Origin of the sequence: Streptomyces sp. NPDC056987, assembly GCF_042673865.1 — a bacterium.
Classification (GTDB): domain Bacteria; phylum Actinomycetota; class Actinomycetes; order Streptomycetales; family Streptomycetaceae; genus Streptomyces.
In genome coordinates this window covers 20,419-34,862 of record NZ_JBHURV010000032.1, presented here as the reverse complement: position 1 = coordinate 34,862, position 14,444 = coordinate 20,419, and the positions used below count along the sequence as shown (strand labels likewise).

The following is a 14,444-nucleotide window of genomic DNA, read 5'->3' as shown; positions in this document are numbered from 1 at the left end:
GGGCGGTCTGAGCCTCAAGGCGGTCTGAGTCGGTTCCGAGGTGCGGATGGGAACGCGGCGCACACCGCGACCGCCAGTGCCTCGAACCCGGCCGCCGTCAGCAGCGCGCCCGGCAGCGACCAGGTGGCGACCGGTCCGGCGAGGGCGGCGCCGAGAGCGTATCCGGTGATCTTGAGGCTGGCGCCCGTGGTGAAGACCTGCCCCCGCAGCCGTTCGGGCGCCTCCCGGTGGCGTATCGCGAAGAGGGCGGTGAGCTGCGGGCCTTCCCCGGCACCGGCGAGCACCATCGCGGCCAGGACCAGGGCGGGCCGGCCGGTCGCCGCGAGGAGCAGGGCGACGGCCGCGGCGAGGCTGCCGAGCCACAGGACGGCGTCCGGCGCGGGGGCCGGGGCCCGCGGGCGGGAGAGCGCCGCGTTGGCCGCGAGGGCGGAGGCGGCGGCGACCGAGAGCAGGAGCGGGCCGTGGCCGGCCGTACCGAAGGCCCGCTCGCCCAGCAGGGGGCAGCAGACGATCAGCATGCCCCTGCCCACGGACGAGACGACCGACGCCGCCGTCGCGCGGGCCAGCGGCCGGGCGCGCGCCACGGCGCGGAATCCGGCGGCGAGTTCGGCGACGACCGGAACAGGAGAGACGGCGGACGGCCGGACGCCGGACGGTCCGGTGGTGGACGGCCGGGCGCCGGATGGTCCTGCGGTGGACGGCCGGGCGCCGGACGGCTCGGCGGCGGAGGACTCGGCGACGGAAGGCAGCGCGCCGCACGGCCCGGCGGCGGGGAGCGCCAGCGCCGACGGCAGGGCGGCGCAGATCAGCGCGACGGACACGAGCACCCCGGCCGGTGCCCCGCACAGCGCCGCGACGGCACCGGCCAGCGCGGGCCCCGCGAGGCTCGCTACGTGGAAGGTCATCGCATCCCGTGCGGTGGCGCGCCGCAGCCCGTCCGGCGGGACGACGCGCGGCAGTTGGGAGGTCCAGCCCCCGGACAGGGCCGGCGCCGGCAGCCCGGCGGCCACCGCGACGAGGAGCGCGGCCCAGACCGGCACGCGGTCCAGGTGCACCAGGGCCAGGAGGATGCCGAGCCCCGCCGCGTAGAGGGCGAGCGCCCCGCCGAGCAGCCGCCCCGGCGCGGCCGACCGGTCGAGGAGCACGCCGAAGAGCGGCCCGCCGACCGCCGCCGAGACCATGACCCCGGCCAGCAGCGACGACGCCGTGGACGCGGATCCGGTGGCCGCCAGCGCGGCCAGCAGCAGGGCGGGGCCGGACATCTCGTCGCCGGTACGGGCCGCCGTGGCCCCGGCGACGTACACCGGGAGCGCGTAACGCCTTTTCATTCAGGGGACGTTACGCGGGTAACTCAAACATCCGCCAGGTGCGTTACAGTCGCGCCATGGAGCCCCCTTTCTCGACGCGGCTTTCGGTACGGGCCGCGGCGGACCGTACCGTCGCCCTCGTCAACGCCCTGACCGCCGCGGAGGACGGGGACCCGCCGGAACCGGACGCCGTCGCGGACGTTCTGCTCGGCCACGGCGAGCCCGGCCCCGTACAGCTCACGGCGGACGACGTGGCGGAGATGCGCTCGGCGGCGCTGCACCTGCGCGAGGTCTTCGCCGCACCCGGCGTGGACGCCGCCGCGGCGGTCCTCAACCGTCTCCTGGGGCGCACCCTCGGCACCGTGCGCCTCACCTCGCACGAGGGCCGCACGCCCTGGCATCCGCACCTCGACAGCGACGACGAGGCCCCGTGGGGCGAGTGGCTGCTCGCCTCGTCCTGTCTCGCCCTGACCGTCCTGGTCTGGGACCACCAGCGCCCGCCGGGCGGCCTCTGCGCCTCGTCGAGCTGCCGGAACGTTTTTCTTACCCAGGGCGCGGGGCCGGCCCGCCGCTACTGCTCCCGGCGGTGCGCGACCCGCGAGAGGGTCGCGGCGCACCGCCGCGCCGCCAGGACGGTCTGACGTACGGCGCTCAGAACCGGTACTCGGGCGGGAACCCGGTCCAGCGCAGCTCGTCGGGCAGATGCCGCATGTCGTTCGCGCAGACCACGGACGGCGGCCTGTCGGGCGCGTAACGGATCACCGTCAGCGCGGCGTTGGCGAAGTTGAGGCCCAGCCAGCGCGCAGGGGGCGCGTCGAGGGCCGCGCGTACCAGCCAGCCGATGAGGAAGTTGTGCGTGACGACCAGTTCATGGCGGGGCGTGTCACCGGTGACCGTACCGGTGAACCGCGCCTGCGCCTCACGCGCCAGGGCGCTGCCGACCCGGGCCTCCTCCTCCGTCACCCCCGCGAGAAAGGCGAGCAGGGCGTCGGCGGAATCCGGCTGCAGCTCCTCCCGGCGCGGCAGATGCGGGATGTAGTCGCCGGCCGCCTCCGACCGGTGCGCCGGTACGCCGTCGAGCTCGGCGGTGAGCAGGGTGGCCGTCTCCTCGGCCCGGGGGAGCGGCCCGTGGTGCACCGCCGACAGCGGTACGTCGCGCAGCCGCCGGCCCAGCAGCGCGGCCTGGCGGCGGCCGTTGGCGGTCAGCGCGGTCTCGTCCGCCGTCGCCTCGCCGTGCCGGGCGAGATAGAGCCACCGGGGTGCGTCACTCATGATCGTCCGCGCCTCTTTCCGCAGGGTCCCCTCGATGGGCAACCGTCGGCAGCCACTCTCCCCGACGGTCCGGCTCCGAGGCACGGCGGGTGGCGCGAGCCGCGGTGAGGCGTCGCGACGTGTGATCCGGTGACGGGTGGTCAGCGGGGCGCGGCGGCGGGTTCGGTGATACGGCCCCGGGCGTCCGCGCGCAGGGTGGCGGTTCCTTGAGCGCCCTGCACGGTCACCCGGATGACCAGGGTGTCCGTCCCCGCGTCGTGGCCGATGTCGATGCGCCAGGAGCCGTCGGTACCGAGGCCGGAGGAGGCGCGGGCCTCGCGGACCAGGGCGGGGAGCCGCTCGTACGGGAGGGAGCCCAGGTCGAACGACGGCTGACCGGCGTCGGGCCCGCCGGTGTCCGTACCGTCCGCACCGCCGCCGACTCCACTGGCCGACATGGTGTGTTCCTCGATCCGGAACGCGGTGGCCGTCGACACGTCGGCCAGGGCCAGCGCCTCCACGGTGCTGCGCATCCGGCCCTCCTGGAGCATCGACTCCGTGGTCCGCGCGGTGCTCGTCCGCGACGAGACGGAGGTCGAGCCGGAGACGGAGAAGGAGGCGGAGAGCGAGGCGGAGGCGGAGACCTCGACGCCTCCGGGGTGTCCGCCGGCCCCCTGCCCGCCCGGGTCGTCGTCCCGGAACAGATCGGTGCGGAAGAGCAGGACGACGACCGCCGCGCCGAGCAGGATCGCCAGGAGGGAGACCAGGCAGTGCGCGCCTTCCGCGCGGGGGTTCCTGACGAGAGTGGACTCGGGGGCGGAGTCCATCGACGCCTCGGCGGCCCGCCGCGCCCACTCCGCGTCCGGCTGGACAAGGATCGTGACGTCCCACGGTTCGTGCGCGGGGTACTCGACGACCACGACGCGGCGCGGCGGAAAGTTCGCGATGTCGACGAGGTTGATCGCCTGGGAGAACGCGACCCGGTAGGCCGGGCGGTCCTCCGGAGCGACCGTCAGGACGAAGCTGACCGGAACGTCCGCCATTTCACCGCTGGTCGCGCGCCGGCTCTCGATCATCGCGAGGGCCCTACGCTTCTCGGGCTGCGGCGCCCGCGCCCGTTCCCGGCGTCCCGAGACGACCGTGAACACGACGACGAAGAGGAAGAACCCGGCACCGCTGCCCCACAGCGCCGTCTTCCCGATGATGATTCCGACCACCACGGCCGCGAGCGCCGCGCCGACCACCCCGCCGGTCAGCGCACTGCCCAGCAGGGTGGCGGGTCTGTCGCGGCGGGACTCGGTGGACCCGCTGGTCTCTGTGATCGTCACAAACGGCCATTGTCCCCTTGGCCCCTGACCCCGGGAAGCCCTCGCGGCGGGCTTCCCCCGGGGGACCGCCGCGCGACGGACCCCGTACACGTCACCGTAAACAGATCACCCGGGGTCAGCACGCCACGAGGGTGAGATAGGCGAAGCCGAGGATGCCCCGGTAGCCCAGCCACCTCGCCCGGTGCGCGTCGGCGGCGGCGCGGACGGAACCGGCGTCGGGATGGCCGCCGTTGGCGGCGAGCCACTCCTCCTTGCCGGCGAGGTATCCGGACTCGAAGTGCTCCCACTCGTCGAGGGAGGCCGTCTCGATCCACAGGGGCCGGAACCCTGCGGCGCCCGCGAGACCGACGAGCGTGGTCAGGTCCGGGTGCTCGTCCGCCGACGCGCCGGGCCACATGGCCGCGAGTTCACCGTCCGTGGGCGGCCGCTGCCAGAAGCCCTCGCCGAACAGCACCCGGCCGCCGGTGTCCACCCGCTCCCGCAGGGCGCGCAGCGCCACCTCGGTGTGGGCCGGTGGCGCGGCGTCCCCGAATGTGTGGCTCGCACCGACGCACAGGACGACGTCGCCGCGGCCGGGGGCGAAGTCGGCGACGGCCCCTTCGACGAACGCGACCCGGTCGGCAAGCCCACGCTCCCCGGCGCTCACCCGCCCCCGCGCCAGCAGCTCCCCGTTCATGTCCACCCCGGTACCGACGGCACCCGGCACCGCCGCCAGCAGCCGGAGCAGCAACTCACCCCAGCCACAGCCGAGATCGAGCACGGTCGACGGTCCGCTCCCGGCGAGGCGTTCGACGAGGCGGGCCGCCCGTGCCGGTGAGAGCGGCGAGTTGAAGTCGAGGTGGGCGTGCAGGGGCGGCGGGGAGGACGAGGCGGAAGAGGTGGCAGGAGCGGCGGAGGATGTCATGATCCGGGAGGCTACCGAGGGCTTCCGGAGGCGTCACCCGAGTTCTTCGGAGGAGGGCCGAGGAGGAAACGACCAAAATTCCCGCCGATCGGTACGGTGTGACCCGACCCGCGTCCGGGAGTGTGCCGGTCGCCGTGAAGGAGCTGCCATGCCCGTCCAGCTGAAGCTGAGAGCGATAACCCTCGACTGCCCCGATCCCGAGGCGCTGGCCGCGTTCTACCAGCAGGCCACGGGGCTCGATCCGCACCCCGGCTCCCACGGCGAGTTCGCCGGCCTGACCGGCGAGGGCGGGCTTCTCATCGGCTTCCAGCGGGTCGCCGATCACCGCGCTCCGAGCTGGCCCGACCAGATCGTTCCCCAGCAGCTGCACCTCTGCTTCGGCGTCGCGGACCTGGACGAGGCGGAATCCCACCTGCTCGAACTGGGCGCGGGCAAGCCGGACCACCAGCCGGACGAGGACAGATACCGGGTCCTCACCGACCCGGCCGGGCACCCCTTCTGCCTGACCACGAACTGACACAGCCGCACCTGGCCGGGCGTCACGCCGGCGGCCGGGCGAGCCGGGCGGCCACGGCGTCCAGGACCCAGTCCAGGCCGGTCGTGAAGGATGCCTCGGCGTCCACGTCCGTGCCCTCGCCCTTATCCAGATGATCGACCGGAGAGCCTCCGGTGGAGCACGCGGACATGCCTGAGGCCTCAGGACAAGCTGAGTATCTGCTCAGCTGCGACGTGACCTGTCCGCATGCAGGGCCCGGCGGAGCGCCTCCAACGGGTACGGGGTCTCCCTGTTCTCGTCCTGGATCTTGACGTAGAAGTCCGTCATCACTGCGGCGAGCGGTGCATGGCGGGAGAGGATCGCCCTGGCGTTCTGCGGCCCGTCCGGCGGGTCCTCTCCTTCCGCGCACGCGCGGATGAGTGCCTCGCGTTCTTTCCGCTCGTATCCGTACAGCTTCGTGATCAGCCTGTTCACCAGCCAACTGCGTGTGTAGCAGCGGTCGTAGGTCCTGTGCAGTTCGAAGAAGCTGGTCTCGGACGGTGACAGATCGAATCGGGACGAGAGGGCGAGGCCGTAGTCGGCGAAGTAAAGGCGTCGGCCGTCGACCAGGATGTTCTGAAAATGGGCGTCGAAGTGCAGAAGCCCGCGAGCGTTCATGAAGGACGTGCCGGCCTCCAACTCGCTCTCCACCAGGGAACAAGCCCGGTCGGCAGACTCTTCACCAGCCTGTACCTGCTCGGTAAGCCACTCGTCGAGCGTCTGAGGGATGTACTCAAGGAACAGCGCGAGGCTCGCAGAGGACTGCTCAAGGGCCTCGATACGACGGCGCACCTCCGGCCTGCCTCCCCAATAGGCCACGACCCGCTCCACGTCCGCGAGTTCCTCGGGAAGCGCGGCCGTGTCCGGCAGCACGCGCCAGTGGTACATCATCGGGAACCCTTGGTACTGCCCTCCGAGCACCCAGTTCGTCGTCATGGTGTGCACGGCGAGCTCCCGCCATGCCCCGAAACCAGGCCCCCCACCGACGCCGTACTGGCAGTAGGTGGGAATCCCGAACAGGTTGGCCGTGGATCGTGCGTGCTCCGGCAGCCGCTCCATATCCGTCAGCGGCACCCGCTTCACGAAGACCGGCTTCCCATCGACCTCCAGGAGCGCAGACCTCCCGCCGATACCGGAGCCAAGGGGTACGGCGGCGTCAACGAGCTCGCCAAGCCGTCGATCACTTTGCAGGGCGAGGGACGTGGAGACCGCGCTGTAGGCGGCCAAGCGAGCGCCTTCCGGCATATCGGGATGCGCGGCCGCTACCTGCATCGGAATGCCGACCCCGTTTCCACCCTGCACGTTGGTGCCCACCGACTGCTGCCTGCGCACTGTATGCGCAGGCTGACAGGCCGGGCAGGGGGCGTCTTCGCCGCGCGACGTCCGTAGGGCAACTGTCCCTTCCCAACAGAGGTGAGCGGACGGACCTGTTCTGATCAGGGAGCTGTCGCTTTCGCTGGGACGGTGCCAGGCGGGGGCGTCCCAGCGAAGTTGTCGGGACGATTCTCATCTTCTGTTTCGTTCTCAGGAGCCCCGTGCATCTGAAATTTGGCGACGATCGTGACCTGGCCCTGTTCAGTTCTCCTGGGACGCCGGTGTCGTTTCCGCGCGGCGCCCCGAAAGACGAAGGGGAGACGTGGTGTGTCCTGGTCGGTCAGATCCAGCGCGACGCCCGACTGCTCGAAGGCCGTGCGTGCGGCCTGGCAACGGGCGGAGTCATGGGAACCTCTTGCCAAGCTCCGTTCGTCCTTATCTACCTGAGCGGCCGCAGTTTCCGAACCGGCCCTGATGCGCGATGGAGGCAGGCGTTGCGCCAACCCGTAGGCCGGTACGTGTACTGGTCCCAGCGCCTGGTCACCGAGGTGATCGACGACAACGGGGTCCGGCTGAACCCCCGTATCAAGCCCGCCCTCAATCTCGGTCTGGCGGGCAATGGCGTCAGCCTCGCCGGCAGGGACCAGGAGAACACCACCTTCGACGTCGCCGAGAAGCTCAAGAGGAAGCTCCGCAAGTCGATCATCACGGACTTCAGCCCCCCGGCTTCTGGGCAACTCGTTCAAGGGGCAGGCCATGCTGAGGTGGCGGAGTTCCAGACGTGGGGGTACCCACAGCACCGCCTCCACCAGCGCACCGCTGTGATCCACACACAGGGAATCACGCGGGAGGGACGAGTCGATCTCTGCCTGTTCGGAAGCCTGAAGAACCTGAGGGGGTTCGCTGTTGCGGAGGAGGACAGTGTCGGCGGGTGGACTTCGTCGGCCGCCCCAATGATCGAGGAGTTCATTGCCCTCCGAGGTGCAGAGGTGAGCACGCGGACGGGACACGAGTTTCCGTTCGACGATGAGCAGCTTGCCGTGGAGATCCTTAAGGTCGCGATGTCGCAGGGCATCTACACCGAACCCGCTGCCCATCAGGGGCGTCCCGAGACCCGCGCATACACAGTGTTGGGGTTCGACGCGACCGAGTACGTCGCTCTCGTCTACAGGGACGTGGTCCTTACACCGGGGCGGTGGGACTTCCGGGTGGAGCCGGAGCTGGATGGCGTCCGCCGCATCCTCATCGGGGCTCCTCTATGGATGCGTACGACGCGTCAAGACTCCATCCGGCGGTACTTCGGTGAGAACCGGGTAGTGATCCCTCGAACTCTGGGTACATCGAGCACACTTGCAATTGGCCCCTCGCAGGCGACACCCCCCGGGCCCGACCACGCGCTCCTTCGACCCCCGTGGGACGGGGATCGTACGCAGGACTGAAATGCCCGTTGTCCCCATCCGCACCATGACGACGGCATCACTTACTCAGATTAAGTAGGTCCACCGAGAACTTCTTCTAAATCCCGGCGTGGTCAGATGCTGCATCACTACGGTGACGGTGTGGCTACCACGAACATGCCCGCAGCGGGCCATCCACTCGCGCCGATCTATCCGTACAACGAACCGAGCCAGGCCGTCCTTCTGTACGACGGCCTGATCGGCGGGCTAGGAGCAACTGACGTTCCTGGCCGCGTCGAGTTGATCTATTCAAACGGCTTCAACTTTGAGTGGAAGGTCGGAGATGGGGCATCTCCAGGCTTCGCGAACCGTGACGAGGTTGCCCTGACTCTCCATCGTCCGATAGGCGACATGATCATGCCTGGGGTGCCGCGGAACATCGACGGAGAATGGTCGAACGGGGCCTCGTTCGGGGACTCCGGGGCCCCATTGACTCGACTCGTCGTTCATTGGTTCAACCTGCCCAACTGGCATGGTCCGCTGGGGCTGGTGGCGAGGACGGCCGACGGAGAGCAGGAGTGGTCAGGCCGTTGGGAGCATCAAACGAGTGGCTGGAAGATCACGCTAGATGTTCGCCCCGACTATTAGAGGGTTTGGCGCGATCTCCACAAGACTGATGTGTACGTGATGACGCACGTAATGGAGGTGCGTCGTACCGACGGCTCGCTCTTTACAGCCGACGAGGTGGATCCCGTGCTGACAGCGATGCACGTCGGGGTCTCGTTCGCGCTCGGCCGATGGGCTGCTCCCATGCTGTCAGTTGGCGAGGACAGCGGCGGTCGCGTGGGGTGGGAGCAGTGGGGAGCCTCCCACTGTGACCCGGCGCGCACGAGTAGCAATGGTTGGTGGTACGACCAAGATCACCAATCGCTTGGCGACTTCTTGAGCCTCGTGATCGACGCCTTTGCGGATGCTGACCGACTCGTGCCGCTGCGCTTTCAGATGATGTATGCCATCTCCGCCATGCGCAGCCGTGACTTCGTCGAGCCTCGAATCATCATGGGTACAGCTGGACTGGAACACATCATGTGGGAAAGTCTCGTCCTCAACGGCGTTTTGACTAAGCAGCAATACAAGCAACGCCCGGCACATGAGTTGCTGCGCAAAGTGCTGCTGAGTGCCCAGATCCCCGTCGAAATCAATCCTCAGCTCCTGCCGGCGGCCGCACAGTACGCCGCTGATGTAAAGATGAACGAGAACAAGGTCATTGACGGGGCTGACGTCGTAACCTGGGTCAGGAATCGACTGGTGCATCCGCAAGAGTCGCAGGAGCCGGTTTACCGATTGGATGGCTTGACGATGGATGCTTGGCTTCTCGCTCGCCATTACCTAGTGCTGTTGATTCTGAACTCACTAGGATACAGCGGCAATTATAGGGATCTCACACGAATCCGGGGCTGGGTGGGTGACGTGGCTAACGTTCCCTGGGCGTGATCAGCGGATTGCAGGTCGTCTGGGATGCGACCTCGGGACTCGCCCGACGTATACGGGAGTTTGCTATTTCTGCTGGAGCTCATCCCGAAGGGCGTCGTGGTCGTCCGGCGTCATCACCAGCATCAGTGATCTTCCCAAAGGGTCGGTCCAGCGGAAGAGGGCGTCGTTGGAGAAGGTGTGGGAGTGGAGCTTCTCGCGAAGGGTGGGGACGTTCAGCCGGTGCTCGGCCTCTGCGTAGACGGCGTTGATGGTGCGCCGGTGCTGGCTGAGGTTCGCCCATCGGCGAGGCGCACGCAGTGTCCGCCAAGCAGGATCGGCCAGCATGCCCAGCAGCGTGACGAACTCTGGATAGGTCGCGATGTAGTCCCGCTCGTCGACGCGTCGCCTGATGATGTTCCCGTAGATGGCTTCCTTGGGAGGGAGCTGGGCGAGGCGGTCATTCCAGCGTGAGAGCAGATGAGGTTGGTTCTTGTTATGGAGCCAGGAGCAGACCAAGTGCTGCGCTTCTTTCGTCGCTGCTTCCAGGGTGTCGGGGAAACGGCGGGCGATCCGTCGGTGTCGGTGCTCAGCGGAAACGAGCTCTGGGAGGTGGCCGACACGGTAGTGACGGTTGCCGTCCACCCAAATGCCGTGTCGGCGGCAGAGCTGGAGATCGGCGGGGCGATGGGCGAGGACGGGTCTGGTGATCCCGCGGCGGTGCATGCAGTGTGAGCAGGCGACGTAAAGACGCCGACGATAGCGGACTACGTCGCCTGCGGTGCGCGCCTCAACCCGGGCGATCGCCGGTAGCAGCATCCGAAGGGTCTCGGGCGTAAGACCCGTCAGGGCGGCCAGCCGTGGCAGAACCATCGGAGTCCAGCGCCATAGTGTGTCTGTCCGCTTGCCGACCTGCGCGTTTTTGAACGGTGTCAGAGTTTTCGCCAGTTGACCCGCTGTCACTTGGTTGGCGGCGGCGAGGCGGTGCAGATACCAGCCGAAGACCTCCCCGTGAACCGGTGGCAGAGGAAGCGGCAGGAGCCGGACCGGGGCTTCCCAGGGCTCCAACGCTCAGGCCGCCCTCGGTTTGCGGGCGTGCTTGGCGCGGCGGTGATCAGAGTGAGGCTGCTGGACAGCGTGGTCGAGCTCAATCGCGTCGAGCATGCGCTTGGTGATCTTTTCTGCGCCCGTGTCGATGGCGTCCACCGCGGCTTCTCGGACGAGCTGGGAAAGGCTGCCGATCAGTCCGCCGGTGCGGTCGTGCAGGTAATCGGTCATGGCGACCAAGGTGCCCGGACGATGGGCGTGCAGTCGGAGGGAGTCCTCCATGGTCGCCACCAGGGCCTGCCAGTGCTCCTTGTCCGCGCGGTTCTTGTGGCCGAAGGGTCGGGAGGGGATGACCGTGTAGCGGCCGGCGATCTGCTGCCCGCGGGTGCCCTGGAACAGGCTGCTGGTTTCAACATCGAGACCAGCGAGCACGAAGGTGGCCGCGATCCGTTCCGAGAGGTACTTCAGCTGGTCGGATGCCTCGGCTCCGTTGCGGGTGGTCAGGTCGAGGTTGTGGATCTCGTCGACCAGGACGAGCGTGGTGCCGAGCCTGCCGAGCAGGTCACAGACGGCGTTGGTGATCTGGACCTGGCTCATGCGGTGCTCCAGCGGGACGCCGAGGAATCGGGCGAACTCGCCTGCGAGCATCTTCGGGGTGGCGGCCGGGGGAACGGTGACGAAGACGACCGGCAGTCCGCCGACAGCAGCGGGGTTGCGGCGCCGGGTGATCTGTTCGACGTTCTTGCCCAGCTGGGTGATCGCTGTTGTCTTGCCGGTCCCGGCGGAACCGGACACGATCAGGCCGCGCCGGGCTGAGACCTGGTGCCGGTTGAGCACGATGCGTTTGCGGCCGGTGGTGACGACGCCGCGGATCGTGGGGGTGTTCACGATGACGGATCGTGTGTGGTAGTCGATCCGCGCTTCCTTATAGGATTCCAGTTCGCCCTTGTCCAGGACGGTGCTGGACCCGAGGGACGGCGGGGGCTCCGGGTTCTCGTCGACGAACGCCCGCCAGCCTTCCTTCGTGGTCAGCGACGCCTGCGGATTGGCGATGTCCTGTGGCGGGGCCTGGCTCACAGGCGGCTCCCGTCAGTGAAGGCGTCGAAGACGCCGAAGGGGATGACGTTCGACGGCTGCTCCAGGACGGCGGTCTCGTCCTCGGTGTCGTCCGGAGCAGGTGCCTGTGGCAGCGCGGCGACGGGCCGAGCGGGTTCCAGGGCTGCGCGGGTGCGGGCTGCGATCCGGCGGTCCGGCCCGCTTTCCGCCCGGGTCAGCAATTGGTCTACGGCAGCGGCCACGGCGGCCTGGTCGGTGTCGTCCCGCCCTCGCATCGCGAGCAAGTCCCGGGCCCGGCGCCATGTGAAGTCCGCAAACGGCGCGGAGACCAGGTGCCGGTGTGTCCACGGAACCGTGATCCACTCTCCGGTGCGCGCGTCGCGTACCCAGACCTGGGACAGGTCGTAGGGGTCGTAGTGGACTTCCCAGAGCCCGCCTTTGGCGGTCACTCCCGAGGAGCGGCGCCGTAGCGGGTTCAGTCCGGGGCAGTTGTAGGTGCGATGGTTGATGCGGATGCCGTAGTCGTTGACCGAACGCCAGAGTGCCGGCAGCAGCTCCATGTAGTCGGTGCCGCTCAGCGGCATCGGCAGGTAGCCAGTGCGGGAGACCAGCAGGGCATATGCGTCGTTGGGAGACATGGGTTGGCCCGGTAGGAACGGGCTGCGCAGCCCTTCGTGTGGCCGCTGTTGCCAGCAGGCCACGATCCACTCCTGGAGTAGGTCGTCCAGTTCCGCGAGCGTCCAGACAGCCTCGATCCCGGCGCCCCGACGGGTCGTGTTCGAACCGGTGTAACCGGGGATGTGTTGGCAGAACAGCGTGTTGATCGAGGAAAATGTCCTCTCGACGATTCCCTTGTCAGTCGGGGTCGCCGGGCGGGACGGCTGGACGGAGATGCCCAGTGACCGGCAGGCGGTCAGGAAGGTGTCGGAGACGAACACCTTGCCGTGATCGATGCCGATCGTCTCCGGCACGATCACCGGCTTGGCGGCCGCTTGCTCCAGGCGTGTGTCGATGTCCAGCAGCCTTTGGTGGGGGATCAGCGTCATCGACATCGCCAGCGCGTCCGACCAACCGGGCCGCAGCGGCTCCGGGACCAGCATTTTGGCCAGCAGCAGTGCGGCGTCCACGGCCTTGGTTCCTGCCGGTCGCAGTACCGCAGCGCAGATCGACCTCGTTGCCACGTCAACGGCGATCGTGAGTTCCGGGCGTCCGCTCACCCCGTCCTCCAGGATCACCAGCACGTCCAGCGGTGTCGTGTCGATCTGCACCATCTCGCCGGGTCGGCAGGCCGAGGAAGGGGTGAACGCTCCTGGAGGGCGGCGAGCCGCTGACCTGCGTGATGTGGCCGCGCCGAAGGCGTGCGTACCTTCGCTCATCACCTCGACGAGCCGATAGAACGCAGACTTCGACGGCATCGCCACTGTGCCCGGCCCGTGCCGTTCCGCCAGCAGCGCCTCCACCCGCCGACGCAGCCGGCCGCGGGTGCCAGTGGACTCATCTGTCGTCGCGGCCAGGATCTCCGTGATGGCGGCCACCACCCTGTCATCGGCCCGTCCCGTCGGTGAGGACGGGCGAGTTGCACGGTGATCCACCAGGCCCCACAGCCCCTGCTCGCGGTAGCGCCTGCGCATTCGCTGAACGGTCCCCACACTCGCCTGCCAGCCGATAGCCCGCAGTTCCGCCGCCTTGGCCGCCACCCGCTCCTCCACCGTGTGGCGGGCCGGGTCGTATTCCGGACGAGGCAGGGCTGTGGGATCAGCATCCAGCGGCTTGCCGAACTCCACCTCGGTCACGTGCTGTTCCCAGGCCGCCGCTTTCTCGGCCTCCCGCTCCGGCACGATGTCCAAGAGCGCGAACGGTGGCATGCGCGCCTGATCGGCACCCTGGCCGATCAGCTCAAAACCTTCCGAGGCCAGCAGATGGGGTAACAGCACCAGGCTCGCTGACCCGGCTTCGTCCAGGAGCCGCACCGTCGTGCCGGAGAGGCCGATGACTGTGTGCAGCCGGTCATCCAGGCGCACTCGGTCCCCGACCCTTAACGCCGCCCTCGGCCCGGGGCGCCCGTTCACAGGGCCTCCGACCGCAATACCAGAGTGGCATCTGACAGTGGCCGCGACAGATCGGCTGTCAGCCGCCCCAGCCAGAGCAGATGGAACACCACTGGTAACACCGCGATCGGATCACCGAGTAAGGCAGCCTGTGCCACCAGCGGCGACGGCACCGAGAACAGCGCCAACAAACGGGTCACGAGTCCCTCATCCGCCCCGTGCCGCGGATGCCGATATCCCGCCAGCCAGCGGACGTTCGCCATCCGCGCTTGATCCACCTCGCCGACAACCCGGTAGCCCCACCCCACCGCCTCACACGCTGTCTGTGCCGCCGCGAACTTGGCCGCCGACCGTGCGTCGATCCGGTCCAGCGGCCGGCAGTCCACCACCAGCCCCCGCCCGTCCTCGAACCGAGCGAAGTAGTCCGGAGCGTGCGAGACCCGCTTGCCCCGCTCGTCCTCCCAGAACAGCCACAACGGCTGCGACAGCAGCCCCGTCACCTGCGGAGTGAAGTCGAGCAGCATCGCGTGATCCCGCTCCAGCCAGGACTCGAACCCCACGTGCCCACCGGTCGTCGAAGACCAGTACAACCCAGGGAAATGCCGTTGCCTGCGATACGACGGGAAGCTGCGGACCGGCCGCCCGGCCTCGAACCGCACCGAAACCGCATCCGCCATGGGCAGCCGATGTTCACCCTGGTCGTCCCGCCAGCCGACCTCGAAGCCGTCCACTCGCGACGGCGTCGCCCCTTCCTCCACGCGCATCCCCATGGTGGCCACTGTGCAGT

General features: G+C 68.8%; 14 protein-coding genes and 1 pseudogene. 5 read left to right on the top strand and 10 right to left on the bottom strand.

Annotated features, from left to right (window positions below; genetic code table 11):
* Window positions 1-14: 14 nt before the first annotated feature.
* Window positions 15-1,328, bottom strand: coding sequence for an MFS transporter (locus ACFTZC_RS30345; RefSeq protein ID WP_382895089.1), 1,314 nt, complete (start codon window positions 1,326-1,328; stop codon window positions 15-17).
* 56 nt (window positions 1,329-1,384) lie between these two features.
* On the opposite strand from ACFTZC_RS30345, the gene ACFTZC_RS30340 reads away from it, so the two are divergent.
* Complete coding sequence (locus ACFTZC_RS30340; protein WP_382895087.1) at window positions 1,385-1,948, top strand: CGNR zinc finger domain-containing protein; 564 nt, start codon at window positions 1,385-1,387, stop codon at window positions 1,946-1,948.
* Window positions 1,949-1,958: 10 nt separating this feature from the next.
* Here the strand turns inward: ACFTZC_RS30340 and ACFTZC_RS30335 are convergent, their stop codons facing one another.
* From ACFTZC_RS30335 to ACFTZC_RS30325, 3 genes are all read right to left on the bottom strand, one after another.
* Window positions 1,959-2,579, bottom strand: coding sequence for a histidine phosphatase family protein (locus ACFTZC_RS30335; protein WP_382895085.1), 621 nt, complete (start codon window positions 2,577-2,579; stop codon window positions 1,959-1,961).
* 140 nt (window positions 2,580-2,719) lie between these two features.
* Entirely contained in the window at window positions 2,720-3,886 is a 1,167-nt protein-coding gene (locus tag ACFTZC_RS30330) for a hypothetical protein (RefSeq protein WP_382895083.1), read from the bottom strand.
* A gap of 115 nt (window positions 3,887-4,001) precedes the next feature.
* Entirely contained in the window at window positions 4,002-4,790 is a 789-nt protein-coding gene (locus ACFTZC_RS30325; protein ID WP_382895081.1) for an SAM-dependent methyltransferase, read from the bottom strand.
* Window positions 4,791-4,938: 148 nt separating this feature from the next.
* On the opposite strand from ACFTZC_RS30325, the gene ACFTZC_RS30320 reads away from it, so the two are divergent.
* Complete coding sequence (locus ACFTZC_RS30320) at window positions 4,939-5,307, top strand: VOC family protein (protein WP_382895079.1); 369 nt, start codon at window positions 4,939-4,941, stop codon at window positions 5,305-5,307.
* 22 nt (window positions 5,308-5,329) lie between these two features.
* On the opposite strand, the pseudogene ACFTZC_RS30315 reads toward ACFTZC_RS30320, so the two are convergent.
* Window positions 5,330-5,425 (bottom strand): annotated as a pseudogene (locus ACFTZC_RS30315) (TetR/AcrR family transcriptional regulator); the annotation flags it as partial.
* A gap of 83 nt (window positions 5,426-5,508) precedes the next feature.
* Window positions 5,509-6,570: a protein kinase family protein gene (locus tag ACFTZC_RS30310; protein ID WP_382895214.1), complete on the bottom strand. Its 1,062-nt coding sequence runs from the start codon at window positions 6,568-6,570 to the stop codon at window positions 5,509-5,511.
* Window positions 6,571-7,187: 617 nt separating this feature from the next.
* On the opposite strand from ACFTZC_RS30310, the gene ACFTZC_RS30305 reads away from it, so the two are divergent.
* The 3 genes from ACFTZC_RS30305 (at window position 7,188) to ACFTZC_RS30295 (ending at window position 9,530) form a co-directional block, all read left to right on the top strand.
* Window positions 7,188-8,078, top strand: a complete 891-nt coding sequence (locus ACFTZC_RS30305) for a hypothetical protein (protein ID WP_382895077.1) — start codon at window positions 7,188-7,190, stop codon at window positions 8,076-8,078.
* 120 nt (window positions 8,079-8,198) lie between these two features.
* Window positions 8,199-8,684, top strand: a complete 486-nt coding sequence (locus tag ACFTZC_RS30300) for a hypothetical protein (protein ID WP_382895075.1) — start codon at window positions 8,199-8,201, stop codon at window positions 8,682-8,684.
* Window positions 8,685-8,723: 39 nt separating this feature from the next.
* Window positions 8,724-9,530 (top strand): hypothetical protein, encoded by an 807-nt coding sequence (locus ACFTZC_RS30295; RefSeq protein WP_382895074.1) that lies wholly within the window; start codon window positions 8,724-8,726, stop codon window positions 9,528-9,530.
* 63 nt (window positions 9,531-9,593) lie between these two features.
* Here the strand turns inward: ACFTZC_RS30295 and ACFTZC_RS30290 are convergent, their stop codons facing one another.
* Genes ACFTZC_RS30290 through ACFTZC_RS30275 form a run of 4 tightly spaced genes read right to left on the bottom strand, consistent with a single transcriptional unit; the run spans window position 9,594 to window position 14,427 of the window.
* The gene (locus tag ACFTZC_RS30290) at window positions 9,594-10,574 is read right to left on the bottom strand and encodes a TniQ family protein (protein WP_382895072.1); all 981 of its coding nucleotides are present in this window, start codon (window positions 10,572-10,574) and stop codon (window positions 9,594-9,596) included.
* A 3-nt stretch (window positions 10,575-10,577) separates the two neighbouring features.
* On the bottom strand, window positions 10,578-11,630 hold the full coding sequence (locus tag ACFTZC_RS30285; RefSeq protein ID WP_382895070.1) for an AAA family ATPase: 1,053 nt from the start codon (window positions 11,628-11,630) through the stop codon (window positions 10,578-10,580).
* Window positions 11,627-13,630 (bottom strand): Mu transposase C-terminal domain-containing protein, encoded by a 2,004-nt coding sequence (locus ACFTZC_RS30280; RefSeq protein ID WP_382895067.1) that lies wholly within the window; start codon window positions 13,628-13,630, stop codon window positions 11,627-11,629. The genes ACFTZC_RS30285 and ACFTZC_RS30280 overlap by 4 nt, the downstream gene beginning before the upstream one ends.
* A gap of 44 nt (window positions 13,631-13,674) precedes the next feature.
* A complete protein-coding gene (locus tag ACFTZC_RS30275; RefSeq protein ID WP_382895066.1) occupies window positions 13,675-14,427 on the bottom strand; it encodes a TnsA-like heteromeric transposase endonuclease subunit in 753 nt (250 codons plus the stop codon).
* Window positions 14,428-14,444: the final 17 nt, after the last annotated feature.

What these genes read in the sequence shown, in the direction of transcription:
- ACFTZC_RS30345 (WP_382895089.1), bottom strand. Translation starts at nt 1,328, where the DNA reads ATGAAAAGGCGTTACGCGCTCCCGGTGTACGTCGCCGGGGCCACGGCG.
- ACFTZC_RS30340 (WP_382895087.1), top strand. Translation starts at nt 1,385, where the DNA reads ATGGAGCCCCCTTTCTCGACGCGGCTTTCGGTACGGGCCGCGGCGGAC.
- ACFTZC_RS30335 (WP_382895085.1), bottom strand. Translation starts at nt 2,579, where the DNA reads ATGAGTGACGCACCCCGGTGGCTCTATCTCGCCCGGCACGGCGAGGCG.
- ACFTZC_RS30325 (WP_382895081.1), bottom strand. Translation starts at nt 4,790, where the DNA reads ATGACATCCTCCGCCGCTCCTGCCACCTCTTCCGCCTCGTCCTCCCCG.
- ACFTZC_RS30320 (WP_382895079.1), top strand. Translation starts at nt 4,939, where the DNA reads ATGCCCGTCCAGCTGAAGCTGAGAGCGATAACCCTCGACTGCCCCGAT.
- ACFTZC_RS30310 (WP_382895214.1), bottom strand. Translation starts at nt 6,570, where the DNA reads ATGCCGGAAGGCGCTCGCTTGGCCGCCTACAGCGCGGTCTCCACGTCC.
- ACFTZC_RS30295 (WP_382895074.1), top strand. Translation starts at nt 8,724, where the DNA reads ATGACGCACGTAATGGAGGTGCGTCGTACCGACGGCTCGCTCTTTACA.
- ACFTZC_RS30275 (WP_382895066.1), bottom strand. Translation starts at nt 14,427, where the DNA reads ATGGGGATGCGCGTGGAGGAAGGGGCGACGCCGTCGCGAGTGGACGGC.